15 protein-coding genes are annotated in these 16445 nt (G+C 73.2%); 9 read left to right on the top strand and 6 right to left on the bottom strand.

Going from position 1 to position 16445, the window contains the following annotated elements:
* Positions 1 to 7: 7 nt before the first annotated feature.
* On the bottom strand, positions 8 to 958 hold the full coding sequence (locus ABZY20_RS26160) for a hypothetical protein (RefSeq protein WP_356444200.1): 951 nt from the start codon (positions 956 to 958) through the stop codon (positions 8 to 10).
* A gap of 363 nt (positions 959 to 1321) precedes the next feature.
* Here ABZY20_RS26160 and ABZY20_RS26155 point away from each other — a divergent pair, with 363 nt between their 5' ends.
* The 4 genes from ABZY20_RS26155 to ABZY20_RS26140 are packed head-to-tail and all read left to right on the top strand — an operon-like array spanning position 1322 to position 3527.
* A complete protein-coding gene (locus ABZY20_RS26155; RefSeq protein ID WP_356444199.1) occupies positions 1322 to 2215 on the top strand; it encodes a DMT family transporter in 894 nt (297 codons plus the stop codon).
* Positions 2216 to 2248: 33 nt separating this feature from the next.
* On the top strand, positions 2249 to 2764 hold the full coding sequence (locus ABZY20_RS26150) for an NUDIX domain-containing protein (RefSeq protein WP_356444197.1): 516 nt from the start codon (positions 2249 to 2251) through the stop codon (positions 2762 to 2764).
* Positions 2765 to 2802: 38 nt separating this feature from the next.
* Positions 2803 to 3195, top strand: a complete 393-nt coding sequence (locus tag ABZY20_RS26145; protein ID WP_356444195.1) for a DUF202 domain-containing protein — start codon at positions 2803 to 2805, stop codon at positions 3193 to 3195.
* Positions 3192 to 3527 carry a DUF202 domain-containing protein gene (locus ABZY20_RS26140; protein ID WP_356444193.1) on the top strand — a complete coding sequence of 112 codons (336 nt, stop codon included), beginning with the start codon at positions 3192 to 3194 and terminating at the stop codon, positions 3525 to 3527. Before ABZY20_RS26145 ends, ABZY20_RS26140 begins: the two co-directional genes overlap by 4 nt.
* Positions 3528 to 3746: 219 nt before the next feature.
* On the opposite strand, the gene ABZY20_RS26135 is transcribed toward ABZY20_RS26140, so the two are convergent.
* Positions 3747 to 4706: an NADP-dependent oxidoreductase gene (locus ABZY20_RS26135; protein WP_356444192.1), complete on the bottom strand. Its 960-nt coding sequence runs from the start codon at positions 4704 to 4706 to the stop codon at positions 3747 to 3749.
* Between the two features lie 199 nt (positions 4707 to 4905).
* Between ABZY20_RS26135 and ABZY20_RS26130 the strand changes: the two genes are divergently transcribed.
* Both ABZY20_RS26130 and ABZY20_RS26125 read left to right on the top strand, forming a co-directional pair.
* Positions 4906 to 5940, top strand: coding sequence for a phosphotransferase family protein (locus ABZY20_RS26130; protein WP_356444190.1), 1035 nt, complete (start codon positions 4906 to 4908; stop codon positions 5938 to 5940).
* Between the two features lie 5 nt (positions 5941 to 5945).
* On the top strand, positions 5946 to 7160 hold the full coding sequence (locus ABZY20_RS26125; protein WP_356444188.1) for an acyl-CoA dehydrogenase family protein: 1215 nt from the start codon (positions 5946 to 5948) through the stop codon (positions 7158 to 7160).
* A gap of 50 nt (positions 7161 to 7210) precedes the next feature.
* Here ABZY20_RS26125 and ABZY20_RS26120 read toward each other — a convergent pair whose 3' ends face one another.
* Genes ABZY20_RS26120 through ABZY20_RS26110 form a run of 3 tightly spaced genes read right to left on the bottom strand, consistent with a single transcriptional unit; the run spans position 7211 to position 10267 of the window.
* Positions 7211 to 7804 (bottom strand): TetR/AcrR family transcriptional regulator, encoded by a 594-nt coding sequence (locus tag ABZY20_RS26120; protein WP_356444186.1) that lies wholly within the window; start codon positions 7802 to 7804, stop codon positions 7211 to 7213.
* A 28-nt stretch (positions 7805 to 7832) separates the two neighbouring features.
* The gene (locus tag ABZY20_RS26115) at positions 7833 to 9497 is read right to left on the bottom strand and encodes an AMP-binding protein (RefSeq protein WP_356444184.1); all 1665 of its coding nucleotides are present in this window, start codon (positions 9495 to 9497) and stop codon (positions 7833 to 7835) included.
* Entirely contained in the window at positions 9494 to 10267 is a 774-nt protein-coding gene (locus ABZY20_RS26110; RefSeq protein ID WP_356444182.1) for an SDR family oxidoreductase, read from the bottom strand. Before ABZY20_RS26110 ends, ABZY20_RS26115 begins: the two co-directional genes overlap by 4 nt.
* 149 nt (positions 10268 to 10416) lie before the next feature.
* Here ABZY20_RS26110 and ABZY20_RS26105 point away from each other — a divergent pair, with 149 nt between their 5' ends.
* Positions 10417 to 11652: a DUF1343 domain-containing protein gene (locus ABZY20_RS26105; RefSeq protein WP_356444180.1), complete on the top strand. Its 1236-nt coding sequence runs from the start codon at positions 10417 to 10419 to the stop codon at positions 11650 to 11652.
* 51 nt (positions 11653 to 11703) lie between these two features.
* On the opposite strand, the gene ABZY20_RS26100 is transcribed toward ABZY20_RS26105, so the two are convergent.
* On the bottom strand, positions 11704 to 14502 hold the full coding sequence (locus ABZY20_RS26100) for a penicillin acylase family protein (RefSeq protein ID WP_356444179.1): 2799 nt from the start codon (positions 14500 to 14502) through the stop codon (positions 11704 to 11706).
* Positions 14503 to 14768: 266 nt separating this feature from the next.
* Here ABZY20_RS26100 and ABZY20_RS26095 point away from each other — a divergent pair, with 266 nt between their 5' ends.
* A complete protein-coding gene (locus ABZY20_RS26095) occupies positions 14769 to 15371 on the top strand; it encodes a hypothetical protein (protein ID WP_356444178.1) in 603 nt (200 codons plus the stop codon).
* A gap of 75 nt (positions 15372 to 15446) precedes the next feature.
* A complete protein-coding gene (locus ABZY20_RS26090) occupies positions 15447 to 16169 on the top strand; it encodes a 3-keto-5-aminohexanoate cleavage protein (protein WP_356444176.1) in 723 nt (240 codons plus the stop codon).
* Positions 16170 to 16445: the final 276 nt, after the last annotated feature.

Below are 16445 nucleotides of genomic sequence, written 5' to 3'. Positions count from 1 at the left end.
CCGGGGGTCAGGCCGTGCCGAGCGCGCCGTCGCGGGCGGCGGCGAAGGCGGTGTGCGGGTCGCGGTCCGGGTACGACCAGGGCGCCGGGGTGGCGTGGCGGCCGATCCGGTGGAACAGGGCGGCGGCCTCGGCGCCCCGTCCCTCGCAGAACTTGGCGTGCGCGAGGAAGTTCAGGTCGATCAGCCGCCGCGGGTGGCCCTCCAGCTCCCACTCCAGCCACCAGTCGAAGGCGGCCTTCATCACCTGCCGGGCGCGGCGCCCGGTCCAGTGGCCGGAGGCGGCCGGGTCGGCGGGTTCGTGCCCGGCGGCGGCCAGGACGCGGTAGCGCTCGGCGTGGGCGATGACCGGCAGGATGGCGAGCGGGGAGTCCGCGGGCGCCTGTTCGGCGGCCCAGTTGGCGAAGTCGTAGACCTCGTGCAGCGGGTCCGGGCCGGCCTCCGTGCGGCGTCCGGCGAGCCGGGCGACCATCAGGTGGTGGGCGTGGTGGTGGTCGGCGTACCGGGCGCGCACGTGCTCGAAGGCCCGGACGGCGTCCTGGTCGGTGCCGGCCGCGCACTCCAGCATGAGCAGGCCGAGCCAGGGCGTGGGGTCGGCGGGGTCGAGGGCCGCGGCGTCCCGGCAGGCTTCGCGGGCTCGGGCGGTCTTGCCCTTGCCGCGCAGGGCGCGCCGGACCTGGGCGAGGGCGAGCAGGACGCGGGCGTCGGCGGACTCCGGCTCGGCGAGCAGCCACTCACGCGCCCAGGCGGCGCTGTAGGGCTCGCGTGCGAGGACGGTGACGCGGTGGCCGCGCCGGTCCCAGTCGTCCCCGGTGTGCACCAGCAGGGACCGGGCGTTCTGCCAGCGGCCCTGCGCCAGGGCGGCGCGGGCGGCCACGAGCTCGGCGTCGTCGAGGGCCTCGTCGAAGGCCTGCGCCGGACGTCGGCGGCCACGGCCGAGGGGAGGCGGGGGTGGGGGCACCGCGGGTCTTCCTCACGCGCTCTTCTGGTGTTTCGGCTCACGGCTGCCGATGGGGCGCGGATGCGCACCGCCATGAACCGATCACGCACAGCCAACCCCCCGCCAACGGTTGACGTCAAGGGCCACCCGGGCGTTACACGCGTCAACTCACGCCATTCGTGAGGTTGTTGTGACCGAAGGGGACCTGGAGGAACCTGTGACCGACACCCGAATTTTCCCTTTCGTCTTTGTGACGTACGTCATAGCGCGCCCCGGGAGCGCCCCTGACGATGGGCGGGACGTACGGGCACGCCGGGCGGAGCCGGCCGGTACAGTCGGCCCTTACGCAACCGTGAACCCGACCTGACGATCGAGGTACACCGCGTGTCGGTTCCCGTCCTGGTGCTCGCCCTGAGTGCCGCCTGCTGTCTGGGCTTCGGATTCGTCCTGCAGCAGAACGCGGCCCAGCGGGCCCCGTTGAGCGACTTCCTCTCCCTGCGGCTGCTGGCCGACCTGATGAAGGTCCCGCGCTGGCTCGGCGGCATCGCCCTGATGGTGGCCGGCATGGCCCTGGGCGCGGCGGCGCTCGGCCAGGGCGAGCTGTCCCTGGTGGAGCCGCTGCTCGCCACGAACCTGCTCTTCGCGCTCGCGCTCTCCCGCAGGCAGACCCGGCAGCCGCTGGGCCGCCAGGGCTGGGCGGGCCTGCTGCTGCTCGGCGGCGGGGTGACCGCGTTCATCGTGGCCGGTCAGCCGCAGGGCGGCGCCGCGACCGCCGATCCGGTACGGCAGTGGCTCATCATGGGCACCATGAGCGGGCTCGCCCTGCTGCTCACGGCCCGCGGCAGGCGCTCCCGGCTGGGCTCGGGCCCGGTGCTGCTGGCGCTGGCCGCCGGGCTGCTCTACGGCGTGCAGGACGCGCTGACCCGGGTGAGCGGGCAGAGGTTCTCCGAGGGCGGCCTCGCCGGGCTGCTCACCGGCTGGCAGCCCTACGCGGTCGTCGCGCTCGGTGTCACGGGGCTGGTCCTGGTGCAGAGCGCGTTCGAGACGGCGTCCCTGCGCAAGTCGCTGCCCGCCCTGACCGCGGCGCAGCCGCTCGCCGGGATCATCTGCGGCGTGGGCTTCCTGGGCGACCGGCTGCGGACGGACGCGGTGGCCCTGACCTGGGAGACCGGCGGGCTCCTCGCCGTGGTCGCCGGGATCGTGCTGCTGGGTCTGCACCCCGCGATGCCGCACGGAACTCCGGCACCGGCACCCGCGGTGCGGCTGCAGACGCAGTGACCCCGGCGCCCGGTGCCCTGCTTGGATGAGGGCATGAGCGCTGCTGACGAGATCCTCGACATCGTCGACGACAACGACCGGGTCATCGGGCGGTCCCCCCGGGGTGAGGTCTACGCCCGCGGCCTGAGACACCGCTGCGTCTTCGTCGAGGCGCGGGACGCCGAGGGCCGGATCTTCGTCCACCGCCGGACCCCGGGCAAGCTGGTCTTCCCCTCCCTGTACGACATGTTCGTCGGCGGGGTGGTCGGCGCGGGCGAGTCCTACGACGCGGCGGCCCTGCGCGAGGCCGAGGAGGAACTGGGCGTGACCGGCCTGCCCCGCCCGCGGTTTCTGTTCAAGTTCCTCTACGACGACGGCGCCGGGCAGGGCTGGTGGTCGGCCGTGTACGAGGTCCGCTGCGAGCTTCCCGTACGGCCACAGGCCGAGGAGGTGGCCTGGCACGACTTCCTGCCCGAGGACGAGGTGCGGCGGCGCCTCGGGGACTGGGAGTGGGTGCCGGACGGGCTTGCGGCGTACCGGCGGCTCACGGCCTTCCGCTCGACGGGCTGAGGCGGAGGCGCGGCGGGCAGGCGGGTAGGGTCGCGCACGTGATCGAGTTCGTACGGAACGTCCGGTTGTGGTTCGCGCCCGCCGAGATGCGGCGGGACGGCGAGACGCCCGACTACCGGTTCTCGCTGGCGAACGAACGCACCTTCCTGGCCTGGCTGCGCACCGCCCTCGCCCTGGTCGGCGGCGGCTTCGCCGTGGACCAGTTCCTGCCGGACCTGCGCTGGGGCTGGCGGGTCGGGCTGGCGCTCGCGCTGCTGGCCGCGGGCGTGCTGTGCTCGCTGCGGGCGGTCAACCACTGGCTGCGCTGCGAGCGGGCCATGCGCCGGGGCGAGGACCTGCCGGTGTCCCGGTTCCCGGCGCTGCTGAGCCTGGTCATCGCGGTCGTGGCCGTCGCCATGGTCTTCGTGGTGCTCCTGGGGTGGGAGGGGTGAGCACTCCGGCGGTCCGGCAGCCGGAGCCCGACCGCGACCCCGGGCTCCAGCCCGAGCGGACCCGGCTCGCCTGGCGGCGCACGACGCTGTCGGCCACGATCGTCGCCGTCCTCGCCGTGCGGGCCGCGCTGCACGGCGGGCCCTCGACGGCCGGCGTCCTCGCGTGCGCCCTGTGCTGCGTTCTGTGGCTGGGCTTCCTGGCCGTGGCCCACCACCGGATCCGCTCCCTGACGGCCTCCCCCAGCCCGGCGGCGCTCGCCCCCCGGCACGCCACGGCGGCGGTGCTGTGCGCGGTGGCGATGGCGGCGTGCGGGGCAGCCGTCGTGCTCTGACACGGAGCGCTCCCGGGCTCGGTGCCACGCGTTGAAGGGCACTCCGTCCAGGGTGGAGACGCCGTGGAGGCGCACTGGTGCCGCTCGGCCCGGGTCAGGAGCGGCCCGTTCTCCGGCCGGAGGAAGCCCGAGGCGCCTCGCAGCAGGGTGAACGTCGCGTCCAGGTCGTCGGTCAGGGGGCGTTCTGCCGGGGCGCTGCCGGCGTCGCGGCGGTGCCCCCTACGCCGGCGCCTCCGCCTCTCCCTCCGCATCCCAGTCCACCGTCACCACGATCTTGCCGCGGGTGCGGCCCTCCTGGTTCAGCCGGTGCGCGTCCGCCGTGCGCTCCAGGGGGAACGTCTCGTCGACGTGCACGCTCACCACGCCCTGTTCCGCGAGGCCGGACAGCCGCTCGAGGTCCGCGGCGTCGGGGCGGACGAAGTAGTAGCGGCCGCCGTAGTTCACCACCCCGTTGTCGGCGATCGACACCAGGCGGCCCTCGGGGGCCAGCAGGTTCGCCGAGACCTTCAGCGCCTCCCCGCCGACCGTGTCGAACACCGCGTCCACGCCCTCGGGCGCCAGCCCCCGCACCCGCTCGGCCAGGCCCTCGCCGTACGCCACCGGCTCCCCGCCGAGGCCTCGTACGAAGTCGTGGTTGGGCTCGCTGGCGGTGCCGATGACCCGTGCGCCGAGGTGGGTGCCGAGCTGGACGGCGATCGAGCCGACTCCGCCGGCCGCGGCGTGCACCAGGATGGTCTCGCCCCGCTTCACCTGCAGCACCTTCACCAGCACCTGGTAGGCGGTGAGCCCGACCAGCGGCAGCCCGGCCGCCTCCTCCCAGGAGAGGTTGCGCGGCTTGCGCGCGAGGGTGCGCACCGGCGCGGCCACGTACTCGGCGAAGGTGCCGCGGGAGAGGAAGTCCTCGCGGACGTAGCCGATGACCTCGTCGCCCACGTCGAACTCCGAGACGGCCACGCCCGGCCGGACGACGACGCCCGAGACGTCCCAGCCGGGCACCACGGGGAAGACGGGCGCGAGGATGCCGTCGAGGTGGCCCTCCCGGGCCTTCCAGTCGACCGGGTTCACGGCCGCCGCCCGTACCTTCACCAGCACGGCGTCCGGGCCGACCTTCGGATCGCGCACCTCCCCGAACGCCAGCGCCTCGGGCCCGCCGTACCGTGAGTAGCTGATCGCCTTCATGGCTTCGACCCTCCGGGCTCGCCGTGCGGCACGCAAGCCGGATGGCCTGAACGAACCGGCCGAAAAGTCCCGGTGGCCCCGCACGGGCCCTCGTCGGCCTATCGTGGCCCCGATCACGTTTCGCCCCCGCTCTGGACGACATACCGACCGGTCGGCATCATGAGTCGGGAACGATTCACCTGCCCCGGAGGAGCGACGCATGAGCCCCGACCACCCGCCCGGACTCGATCTCGACCGGCTGCGCGGCCTGCTCGACCGGGAGCGGCCCGGACTGGTGGACGGGCCGCTGTCCGGCCGGCTGATCGAGGGCGGACGGTCGAACCTGACCTACGAGGTCTCCGACGGCACCCGCCGGTGGGTCGTACGCCGGCCCCCGCTCGGCCACGTCCTGGCCACCGCGCACGACATGAAGCGCGAGCACCGGGTGATCAGCGCCCTGCACCCGACCGCCGTGCCGGTCCCGCGGCCGCTGCTGCTGTGCGAGGACGAGGAGGTGCTCGGCGCGCCCTTCTACGTCATGGAGTTCGTCGAGGGCACCCCCTACCGCACCGCCGACCAGCTGCTCCCGCTCGGACCGGAGCGGACCCGGGGCGCGGTGCTGAACCTCGTCGACACACTGGTGGAGCTGCACGCCGTGGACCCGGAGGCGGTGGGCCTCGCGGACTTCGGACGGCCCGAGGGCTTCCTCGACCGGCAGCTGCGGCGCTGGGGCAAGCAGCTCGACGCCTCCCGCAACCGCGACCTGGACGGCATCGACGAGCTGCACGCCGCCCTCGGGCGCGAGCTGCCCCGCTCCCCCGCCCCGGCCGTCGTGCACGGCGACTACCGCCTGGACAACGTCCTCATCGGCGAGGACGACCGGATCAAGGCGATCCTCGACTGGGAGATGTCGACCCTCGGCGACCCGCTCACCGACCTCGGCCTGCTGGTGATGTACAGCATGCCGCTCGGCATGCCCGGGTCCCCCGTCTCCACGACCGCCGAGGCCCCCGGGCACCCGGCGCCGTCCGAACTCATCGAGCGGTACGCCGCGCGCTCGGGGCGCGACGTCTCCGCGGTCTCCTGGTACACGGCGTTCGCCTGGTTCAAGCTCGCCGTGATCCTCGAGGGCATCCACTACCGCTACACGCTGGGCCAGACGGTCGGACGCGGCTTCGACCGCATCGGCGACCTCGTGCCCGTCTTCGTCCGGCACGGACTGACCACGCTCCACGAAGGCCTCCAGGAGGGCTGATCCGTATGGACTTCGCTTTCGACACGCGCACCGAAGAGCTGCGCGCCAGGCTCCTCGCCTTCATGGACGAGCACGTCTATCCGGCCGAGGCCGTCGCACACGAGCAGCGCGAGCGGCTCGCCTCCCCGTGGGAGAACGTGCCCGTGGTGGAGGAGCTGAAGGCCGAGGCGCGCAGGCAGGGCCTGTGGAACCTCTTCCTGCCGGACGCCGAGTACGGCGCCGGGCTGACCAACCTGCAGTACGCGCCGCTCGCCGAGATCATGGGCCGCTCGCCGCAGCTGGCGCCGACCGTGACGAACTGCGCCGCTCCCGACACCGGGAACATGGAGGTGCTCACCCAGTTCGGCGACGAGCAGCAGCGCAAGCAGTGGCTGGAGCCGCTGCTGGCCGGCGAGATCCGCTCGGCGTTCGCCATGACCGAGCCGGACGTGGCCTCCTCGGACGCCACCAACATCACCACGCGTATCGAGCGGGACGGCGACGAGTACGTCATCACCGGCCGCAAGTGGTACATCTCCGGGGCGATGCACCCCGACTGCAGGATTTTCATCGTGATGGGCAAGACCGACCCGGACGGGGACGACATCCGGCGCCAGCAGTCGATGGTGCTGGTGCCGCGCGACACCCCGGGCGTCACCGTCAAGCGGGCCATGCAGGTGTTCGGGTACGAGGACCACTACCACGGCGGGCACGCCGAGGTGGTCTTCGACCGGGCGCGCGTGCCGGTGTCCAACCTGATCGGTGAGGAGGGCGGCGGTTTCGCCATCGCGCAGGCGCGGCTCGGGCCCGGGCGGATCCACCACTGCATGCGGCTGATCGGCATGGCCGAGCGGGCGATCGAGCTGATGTGCCGGCGGGCGGTGTCCCGTACGGCGTTCGGCAAGGCGCTGGCACAGCAGGGTGTGGTGCACAACTGGATCGCGGACGCGCGGGTGACGGTGGAGCAACTGCGGCTGCTGGTGCTGAAGACCGCGTGGCTGATGGACACGGTGGGCAACCGCGGGGCGCACACCGAGATCCAGGCGATCAAGATCGCCACGCCCCGGGCGGTGGTGGACATCCTCGACCGGGCGATCCAGCTGCACGGCGCGGGCGGGGTGAGCCAGGACCTCCCGCTGGCGGAGCTGTACGCGGGGGCGCGGACGCTGATGATCGCGGACGGGCCGGACGAGGTGCACCAGCGGTCGCTTGCCCGGCGGGAGCTGAAGCGGTACCTGTGAGCACGGACGGGGGGCGGTCGCCGCGGGCGACCGCCCCCCGTCTGCCGCGTTCAGGGGCGCAGGGCGCGCAGCAGCAGGTCGGCGAGGTGGTCGGCGACCTGCTGGGGGCTGAGCGGGCCGTCCGGGCGGTACCAGGTGGACAGGTGGTGGACCGAGCCGAAGTGGTAGTCGACCACCAGGTCCGCCGGAGTGGCCTTGGAGAAGACGCCCGCTTCCTGGCCCTCCTCGATGAGCGCGCGGAAGCGCTCGTGGTACCGCCGGCGCTCGGACCGGACCTGCTTGTTCTTCTCCGGGCTGAGGTGGTGCATCGAGCGCCAGAAGATCATCGCGTCGTCGAGGTTGTCGATGGTCGTCACGACGACGTCCGCGGCGGCGGCCCGCAGCCGCTTCTCGACCGGCTCGTCGGCACCCGCCACGGCGTCCAGCCGCTCCTGCTGAATGCGCAGCACGCGCGCGTACACCTCGTGCAGCAGGTCGTCCTTGGAACCGAAGTAGTGGTAGAGAGCACCCTTGGTGACCCCCGCCGCCTCAACGATCTCCTGCACCGAGGTGCGGTCGTAGCCCTGCTCCGCGAAGAGCCGGGTGGCGGCGGCCAGGAGCCGCTGCGGGACGGGAGCGCCGTCCGAGTCCGTGGTCCTGGGCACTGCCGCCACCTGCCTTTCCGATCTGCTGTCAGTTGCCGTGCGTACGGGAACGCAGTTCCCGACGGAGGATCTTCCCACTGGCCGTCTTCGGCAAGTCCGGCAGGATCTCCACCTGGCGCGGGTACTTGTAGGCGGCCAGTCTCTCCCTGCAGTGGGCGGCGACTTCATCCGGGTCCGTCTCGGCACCCGGGCGCAGGCTGATGTACGCCTTGACGGTCTCCCCGCGATACCCGTCGGGCACGCCCACCACGGCGGCCTCGCGCACCGCCGGGTGCGTGTGGAGCACGTCCTCGACCTCGCGCGGCCACACCTTGAAGCCGGACGCGTTGATCATGTCCTTCTTGCGGTCGACGACGTACAGCCAGCCCTGTTCGTCCATGAAGCCGATGTCGCCGGTGCGCAGTTCGGCGCCGGGGAAGGTCTCGGCGGTGGCGTCGGGGCGGCGCCAGTAGCCGGGCACGACCTGCGGGCCGCGCACGACGATCTCGCCGTGCTCCCCGAAGGGCACCTCGGCGCCGTTGTCGTCGACGATCCGCACGACCGTGTCGGGGCCGGGCAGGCCCACCGCGAGGGTGCCGGAGACCGGGTCCACGGGCGCCTCAAGGCCGGGCGGCACGAAGGCGCAGGGCGCGGTGCACTCGGTCAGTCCGTAGCCGTTGCGGATGTAGGGCCCGAAGGCCGCCCGGAACTTCTCCACCAGCGCGGGCGGCAGCGGGGCCCCGCCGGAGGAGATCACCCGGAAGGAGGAGAAGTGGTCGCGGCCGACGGACGGGTGGGCGGCCAGGGCCATGAAGGCGGTGGACGGGCCGACCGTGTAGTGCGGCCGGTGCTCGGCGAACGCGTCGAGGACCACGCCCGCCTCGAAGCGGTAGGCCAGCACGAGCGTGCCCCCGCTCGCCAGGCAGGCGCCCAGCTGGCAGACCATGCCCGTGATGTGGAACAGCGGCGCCAGCGCGAAGTACACGGGCCGCTCGGGCAGGCCGAGGCCGGTCCGCTGCCGCTCGGCGTTGTACATGATGTTGCCGTGGGTGTTGGTGGCGCCCTTGGGGGTGCCGCTCGTGCCCGAGGTGTAGCTGATCAGCGCGATGTCGCCGGGGGCGGGTTCGCGGCCCGCCGGTGCCCGGCCGCCGGCGCGTGCCACGGCGGTCAGGTCGTCGGCGTCGGATGCCCGGGGCAGCCGCTCGAAGGACAGCACGCGCGTGTCGTGGCGCGTCTGGAAGTCCAGCTCGCACGCGGTGAGCACGATCCGCACCGGCGAGTCGGCCGCCGTCGGGCGCAGGTACGTCTCCCAAGCCCGGTCCGAGCAGATCAGGGCGGCCACCTCGCCGTCCCGCAGGACGTGCGCCACCTCGGCCGACTTGTACATGGGGTTGACGGGCACGACGACCGCGCCCGCCTTCCACGCCCCCAGCACGGCGAGCACGAAGTGCGGGGAGTTCTGCAGCAGCACCGCCACCCGGTCACCGCGCTGCAGCCCGCGCGCCGCGAGGTGCCCGGCGACGGAGTCGCTGAGCTCGTCGACGTCCCGGTAGGTCAGCCGGCCGTCGAAGTAGGCGAGGAAGTCCTGGTCCGGCGTGCCGGCCACGGCCCGGCGCAGGGCGTGCACGAGCGAGTCGTCGGGGCTGACCGCGCCCCGCTGGGCGTCGGTGAGCAGCGCGAGCCACGGCTTGGCGGCGTAGCGGGACTCCGTCACCGGGTCGCCTCCCACTGCTGCTGGATGCGGTTCATGCCGCTCAGCCACCGGTCGGGATCACCCGCCCGGGCCTGGCTGTACGCGGCGACCTCGGGGTGCGGCAGGATCAGGAAGCGGTCGTCCTCGATGCCCTTGAGCAGCGCGTCCGCCACGGCCTCGGGCTCGATCGCGGTCGGCTGCAGGACCAGGTCGCCGGCGCTGCCGGTGGCGGCCAGCATGTCGGTGCGCACGCCCTGCGGGCAGATCGCGTGCACCTTCACGCCCCGGTGGCGGTAGGTCAGCGACAGCCACTCGGCGAACGCGAGCGCGCCGTGCTTGGTGACGGCGTAGGGCGCGGCCCCGATCATGGTGAGCAGTCCGGCGGCGGACACGGTGGAGACGAACCGGCCGCTGCCGCGCTCCAGCCAGCCGGGCAGCAGTGCGTGGGCCGCCCGTACGTGGGCCATGACGTTCACGTCCCAGGAGGCGGCCCAGGCGTTCTCGTCCGGCGGCCCGCCGGCGTCGCCGCCCCCGAAGGCCACCCCGGCGTTGGCGCAGTAGACGTCGACGGTGCCGCCGAGCGCGTCGCGGGCGTCGGCGACGATCGCCGAGGCGTCGCCGGGCACGGCCGTGCCCCCGACCTCGTCCGCGATGTGCTTGGCGCGCTCGGCGTCCAGGTCGTTGACGACGACCCGGGCCCCCTCCGCGGCGAAGCGCCGGGCGAGCGCGGCTCCGATGCCGCCCCCCGCCCCCGTGACAACGACTCCGGCCCCTTGAAAGGCTCCCACCATCGGTCTCCTCAGTCGCGGCTCAGCAATGAGCGTCAGACTAACCGGTCGGTATGTTTCAAGGAAGGGGGTGGCGCAGCACCCTACGGGCGCGGGGAACCGCGCGCCCAGCCCCATCCGAGCGGCACACGACGGATCACGGAGGCCACCTCATGCACCCCTCCAGACGCGGCTTACTGGCAACGGCCACCACGGCCGTCACCCTGCCCGCCATCACCGCGGCGACGGCACAGCGCCACCGGAGGCCGCGCACCGGCTTCGAGAACCTCGCGGCATCCGGTTACGAGCCGCTGCGCGGTCAGCGCGTCGGCGTCGTCACCAACCCCACCGGCGTCACCCGGGACGTCCGCCACATCGTCGACGTCATGCACGCGGACGACCGCGTCGAGCTGACCGCCGTCTTCGGCCCCGAGCACGGCTTCCGCGGCACCGCCCAGGCGGGCGGCTCCGAGGGCCGCTACGACGACCCGGCTACCGGACTGCCCGTCTACGACACGTACCTCAAGAGCGGCCGGCCGCTCGCGGACGTCTTCACCGCCTCCGGTGTGGACACGGTCGTCTTCGACATCCAGGACGCCGGCGCCCGCTTCTACACGTACATCTGGACCCTGTACGACTGCATGGAGGCCGCCGCGCTCGCCGGGAAGCGGTTCGTGGTCCTGGACCGGCCCAACCCGGTCACCGGCCGGGCGGCCCTCGGCCCGGTGCTGCACCGGGAGTTCGCCTCGTTCGTCGGGCGGCAGCCCGTCTCCCAGGCCCACGGGATGACCGTCGCGGAGCTGGCGCGGCTGTTCAACGGCGAGTTCCTGACCGAGCCCGTGCCGCTGGAGACCGTGACGATGTCGGGCTGGAGGCGCTCGGACTTCTACGACGCCTCCGGACTGCCGTGGGTGCCGCCGAGCCCGAACATGCCGACGCCGGAGACGGCCCTGGTCTACTCGGGGACCTGCCTGTTCGAGGGCACGAACCTGTCGGAGGGGCGCGGCACCACCCGTCCCTTCGAACTGCTCGGCGCCGAGGGGATCGACCGGCGCTGGGCGGCCGAGGCGAACGCCCTCGGCCTGCCCGGGGTGCGCTTGAGGGAGGCGTACTTCACGCCCACCTTCTCCAAGTTCCAGGGCAAGACCGTGGGCGGGGTGCAGCTCCACGTGCACGACCGGGAGGCGTTCGACCCCGTGCGCACCGGCATCGCCCTGCTGGTGACGGCCAGGAAGGCGTGGAGCGGCTTCGCCTGGCGCCCCGACCACTGGATCGACAAGCTCACCGGCTCCACGCGGGTGCGCACGATGATCGACGCGGGCGCGGACACCGACGAGGTCGTGGCCGGATGGCAGGACGAGCTGGCGGCGTTCCGCCGGGTACGGCGCGCGTACCTGCTCTACCGCTGACCGCCCCGGCGGCGGGGGCGTGCGCCGCCCCGCCGCCGGACCGGCCCCGCGTCACCGGTGGGAGGTGAACTCCACGACCTGCTGGTAGGTCGGCCGGTTCTGCCAGCCGATCGTGCGGTGCTCGATGCCGCCCAGGGTGCGGTGGTGGATGGAGTCGGCGCACCACTGGTCGCCCGCCGCGCAGAGGTCGTCACCGGGGTACACCTGCGCCGCGGTCCTTCCGGCCGCCTCCTTCAGGGTGCCGAGGAGGGTGTCCCGGCAGGCGGCGAGGCTGCCGTCGCCGCAGTACGCGCGGGCCAGGGGGCCCTTGACCTGCTCCCCCAGCACGGACCGGATGTCCTTGTCGACGTAGCTCCACCAGCCGTACTGGAAGGAACTCCCGGCGTGCGAGCCGGTCGGGCCGTGCGCGGCCGACGGCGCCTCGTCGACGGGGAGGTTGGCGGTCATCGCGGTGAACAGCCCGCTGCCGAGGCCCGGTTCGAACTGGGCCTTCACCAGCAGCGGCCACCAGGCGTCCAGGATGCGGATCGCGTCGGCGTCGGCGTACCGCTTCGAGCCGGCGGAGGTCTCGGTGCGCCGGCCGCCCGCGGCGACCCACGCCTGGAGCTTCTTCACGGCGTCCGCGGCCACGGGATCGGTGACCGGCGAAGCGGTGACGACCCTCAGCAGCCCGGGCAGCACGTCCTGCGCCCGCAGGTCGGCCAGACCGGCGTCGGCCATCGCCTTCACCAGCGAGGCCCGGGTCACCCCGCCCTGCCGCACCAGCGCCCTCACCCGGTCCTCCAGCAGGTCGCCGCGGTGCACGGAGCCGTTGCCCCAGGGCGCGGCCGTGTAGTCCCTGGCCTGCTTGTTGTTCCAGGAGATGTAGTAGTCCTGGTCGACGGAGTGCGGGTGCGCCGAGGGTGGGGTGTAGTCGGCCCTGTTGGCCGCCGGGTCCCAGCCCCGCCACTCGTGGGCCGGCCGCGCCCACACCGGGAACTCGGCGTCGACGCCGCTCGCGCGGACCGGGTTGTCGCCGCTGTTGTAGTAGGCGGTGTGCTCGGAGTCGGCGTAGAACCAGTTGAAGGTGAAGTTGATGTGCCGCACCGCCTGCTGGAACGACTCGGGGCCCTGCACGAACTCCGGGTCGTTCAGCATCTGGAAGCCGATGATGGAGTCGGCCTCGTGCAGGAAGGACGAGCGCAGGGTGGTGTAGGCGATCTTCTTTCCGCCGACCGTGGCGCGGTGCCCGACGGGCCCGTACTTCGTCCGCCACACCCGCATGGTGTACGAACCGGCCGCGGTGCCGTCGGCGACGGTCGGCTTCCAGGCGTTCTTCCGCTCGACCTTCTCCATCGGGGTGCAGGTGCCGCGGTACAGGTAGTGGTGGTCGTCCTGGCACAGCTCGACGGCGTAGGTGTCGATGATGTCCTGGCCGGAGGTCGTGGCGCTCCACGCGTAGTCCTGGCCGCGGCCGAGCTGCACGTACATGCTCAGCCCGGCGAAGGAGGCGCCGCGGGCGCTGATGCCGGGGCCCTGGAGCTCCTGCAGGAGCAGCAGCTGCGGGGCGAAGTAGCCGGTCTGCGGACCGAAGACGGCGACGGGGTGGCCGCTGGCGGTGTGCTCGCCGCTGACCACGAGGGCGTTGGACATGCCGCGCTTCGCCGACGACAGGGCCGTCCTCGCGGCCTCGCGGGACGCGGCGGTGGCGCCGGACGAGGCGGCGCTGCCGGTGCGGTCGTGCACGAGCGGCTCGGGCTCCACCGAGCCCGCGTCGGGCAGGGCCGTGCCCTGCGGGTCGTCCGGCCGGGTCGCGTAGGGGAAGCTGCCGTCGTGGACGGTGAGGGCCGCCTCCGGGTCGTTGCGCATCCGGAAGGACTCCCAGACCTCGGTGCCCTCCCGCACCCCGTACTTCTCCTGGGCGGCCAGCAGCGAGAGCGCGTTGGCGACCTCGCCGCCCCCTCCGGAGCCGAACAGGGCGCCGACGACGGACGCCAGCGCGACCAGGTCGGTGATCTTGAAGTGCTCTATCGTCCCGGCGTTGGTGATCGAGTCCTTGTGCCCGGTCAGCACGTATTCACCGGGGAAGGAGCGGCCCCTGTCGGAGGCGTCGATGTAGGCGTTGATGCCGTCGAGGTAGGCCCTGGCGTCGGCGAGGGCCTGCCGGCCGCGCTCGCCGCCCTCGGCGACGGCGTTGTCGATCTGCGCCTGCAGTTCGGCCTCGGTGTACGGGGCGTGCCGCCAGAACTGCTGCTCCAGGCCCTGGTTGGAGGGGGCACCGCCCGCGAAGGAGGTCAGTTGACCGCGACCGACGTGCCGGAAGACGTCCATGAGCCACAGCCGGTCCTGGGCGGCGGCGAAGCCGGCTCCGAACTCGGTGCCGTAGCGCGTGGTGCCGGTGATGTGCGGCACACCGGTCCTCTTGTCGCGGACGATCGTCACGTCACCGCGCCCGGCGGGCCTGACGGTGGAGGCGACCTGGTCGGCGGGCACCCCGAAGGAGGCGTCGTTGAAGAACTCGCCGATCCTGTCGTTCGTGAGGCCGCCGTACTCCTGGGCGAGGTCCGCGTAGGGGCCGAGCTGGTCCCCGGCGTGCTCGGGCAGGGTGCCGAAGGCCTGGTTGAGGAGGATCTGCGCGAGGGTGGCGTTGCCGTTCTGGCCGGGCGGGAGGATGTCCGAACACTGGTTGCCGCAGAAGTCGTTCGCGGCGGCTGTGGCCTGCGCGGTTCCCGTTTCCGAGGCGGCCGCCGGGGCAAGCGGCGACAAGAGACCCGCGATGAGGGCGCATATCGCGGCGGTCTTCAGGAACCCGGGGATTCCGCGGGGAGTTCTCATTCCGCCGAGAACGTGGCGTGGGGCACGCCGAGGCATGGAGGGCTCCTCCCGATGGGGGGTGGGGGCGGGATGTTACCGCCGGTATCCCCGCCTTTGAAGATGAACAAGCGTCACTTCCCGGAGTCGGCGCAACAGGCGCACAGGGCACGGCAGTTGACCGGCGAGCCTCTCCGGAGGCTGATGGAGGCCATTTGAAATCGGATGGAGCCGATTCGCTTGTCGATACGTCTATTCGGCGACGTCCTTACGACGACGCCGAAGTGACCGGATTACAGGTGCAGGTGTGACGGAGGTGCAGGACGATGGCCGGTTTCCGGAGTCTGGCGAGACAGGTCCGAGATCCACGGTGCGATCTGGCCTTGCGGCGCTATTCGCTGCGCAAGTGCCTTGAGCGGTTCGCCCCTTACGGACACAGGGCGACCTGGGACCATCTGTGCTCCCGGGCGGGGTTCGGGCCCGAGGACCGCTCCCCCGATCCAGCGCGGCTCGTGGCCGCACTGGACGAGTTGGAGGAGGCGCGGGCGGTCTGGCTGGCCTACGAGGTCGAGTTCGCCGAGCGCCGCAGGAAGGAGAAGCACGACGGGCTGCGCCGGCCGGGCAGCGTGGACGACTGGCACCGGCTGACCTGGGGCGGTTTCGGCGTGGCGTGGTGCGACGATCCGGCGGTCCATCCCCGTGAACCGCTGGCCGAGGTACTGCGGCGGCTGATCTCCGCGCTGGAGCGCGAGCCCGGCGCGGAGTGCCCGGTGTGCGGCGGGCGGCAGCTCGCCTGGAAGTACGACCTGGACCACGAGCCTTCGGCGGGTCCGGTCTGCACGGACTGCGGGATTCTGGTGCCGCGCCCCGTGCTCACACCCGAAGCCCTGGCGGACGCCAGGCGGGTGAGGGTGCTGGTGTCGGCTTGACGGATGCGGGTGCGCGGGGGGTGCGCCGGGGATGCCGCACCCCCACTGTCAGTGCCGTCCGGCACCATCGGGGGCATGGTGCAGGTGTGTCTGAACGGCCCGCGGACGGCCGCTGACGGTACGGCGGTGCCACTGACGCCGGGGTCCCTCGCCGATGCGGCCGCCGCAGCGGTCGCGGCCGGGGCGACGGACGTCCATGTCCACCCGAAGACGCCGTGCGGCCGCGACACGCTGTCCCCGCGGGTGCTCGCGCAGACGCTGCCGGCGCTTCGCGCGCGGGTGGCGGTGCCGGTGGGCGTCACCACGGGCGCGTGGGCCGAGCCGGACCCCGCCGCCCGGGCTGCCCGGATCCGCGGCTGGACGGTGCTGCCCGACCACGCCTCGGTCAACTGGCACGAGCCGGGGGCGGAGGAGGTGGCCGCGGCGCTCCTCGACCTCGGGGTGGGCGTCGAGGCGGGCATCTGGTCGGGCACGGACGGGGCGCAGCGCTTCGCCGCCTCCCCGCTCGGCCCCCACGTCCTGAGAGTGCTGGCCGAGGTGACGGACCCGGATCCGTCGACCGCGGTGGTCACCGCGCGGGCACTGCTGTCCGACCTGGGGGATGCGCACGGGCGCCCGGTGCTGCTGCACGGGGAGGACGGGGGCGCCTGGCCCGTACTGCGGCTTGCGGGACGCCTGGGCCTGGCGACCCGGATCGGGCTGGAGGACGTCCTGCGGTTGCCGGACGGCCGACTGGCCGGATCCAACGCGGAGTTGGTGCGGGCGGGGCTGGCCGAGTACGGGGCGTCCCGACGGTGACAGGCCCCGCGGAGCCGCTCGCCCTCCACAGCGTCCGGGCCCGCCTGCGGGCCCGGCTGCCCGCGTGCAGCCGCTGCCGGTGAGGCCCGGGGGGCGCACCCCGGCGGAGCGGGGAGCCGTGGCGGGCATGCGTGCCGCTGCGGGCGGCACGGGTGGGCGCAGCGGGGCGAGACAGATCCCCCGTTATGTTCTTCGCGGTCCTGCAAGAGGGCCGCTGGCCTCCGGGCCCGGCATGACTGTTGCCCCCTGTCGATGGGATGACCTGGGGGGTGGTGT

Source organism: Streptomyces sp. NPDC006624 (genome assembly GCF_040611555.1).
Lineage (GTDB): Bacteria > Actinomycetota > Actinomycetes > Streptomycetales > Streptomycetaceae > Streptomyces.
Note: the sequence above shows the minus strand (reverse complement) of the source record. Positions and strands in the feature narration are given on the sequence as shown.

What these genes read in the sequence shown, in the direction of transcription:
- ABZY20_RS26150 (WP_356444197.1), top strand. Translation starts at nt 2,249, where the DNA reads ATGAGCGCTGCTGACGAGATCCTCGACATCGTCGACGACAACGACCGG.
- ABZY20_RS26135 (WP_356444192.1), bottom strand. Translation starts at nt 4,706, where the DNA reads ATGAAGGCGATCAGCTACTCACGGTACGGCGGGCCCGAGGCGCTGGCG.
- ABZY20_RS26130 (WP_356444190.1), top strand. Translation starts at nt 4,906, where the DNA reads ATGAGCCCCGACCACCCGCCCGGACTCGATCTCGACCGGCTGCGCGGC.
- ABZY20_RS26125 (WP_356444188.1), top strand. Translation starts at nt 5,946, where the DNA reads ATGGACTTCGCTTTCGACACGCGCACCGAAGAGCTGCGCGCCAGGCTC.
- ABZY20_RS26110 (WP_356444182.1), bottom strand. Translation starts at nt 10,267, where the DNA reads ATGGTGGGAGCCTTTCAAGGGGCCGGAGTCGTTGTCACGGGGGCGGGG.
- ABZY20_RS26105 (WP_356444180.1), top strand. Translation starts at nt 10,417, where the DNA reads ATGCACCCCTCCAGACGCGGCTTACTGGCAACGGCCACCACGGCCGTC.
- ABZY20_RS26100 (WP_356444179.1), bottom strand. Translation starts at nt 14,502, where the DNA reads ATGCCTCGGCGTGCCCCACGCCACGTTCTCGGCGGAATGAGAACTCCC.
- ABZY20_RS26095 (WP_356444178.1), top strand. Translation starts at nt 14,769, where the DNA reads ATGGCCGGTTTCCGGAGTCTGGCGAGACAGGTCCGAGATCCACGGTGC.
- ABZY20_RS26090 (WP_356444176.1), top strand. Translation starts at nt 15,447, where the DNA reads ATGGTGCAGGTGTGTCTGAACGGCCCGCGGACGGCCGCTGACGGTACG.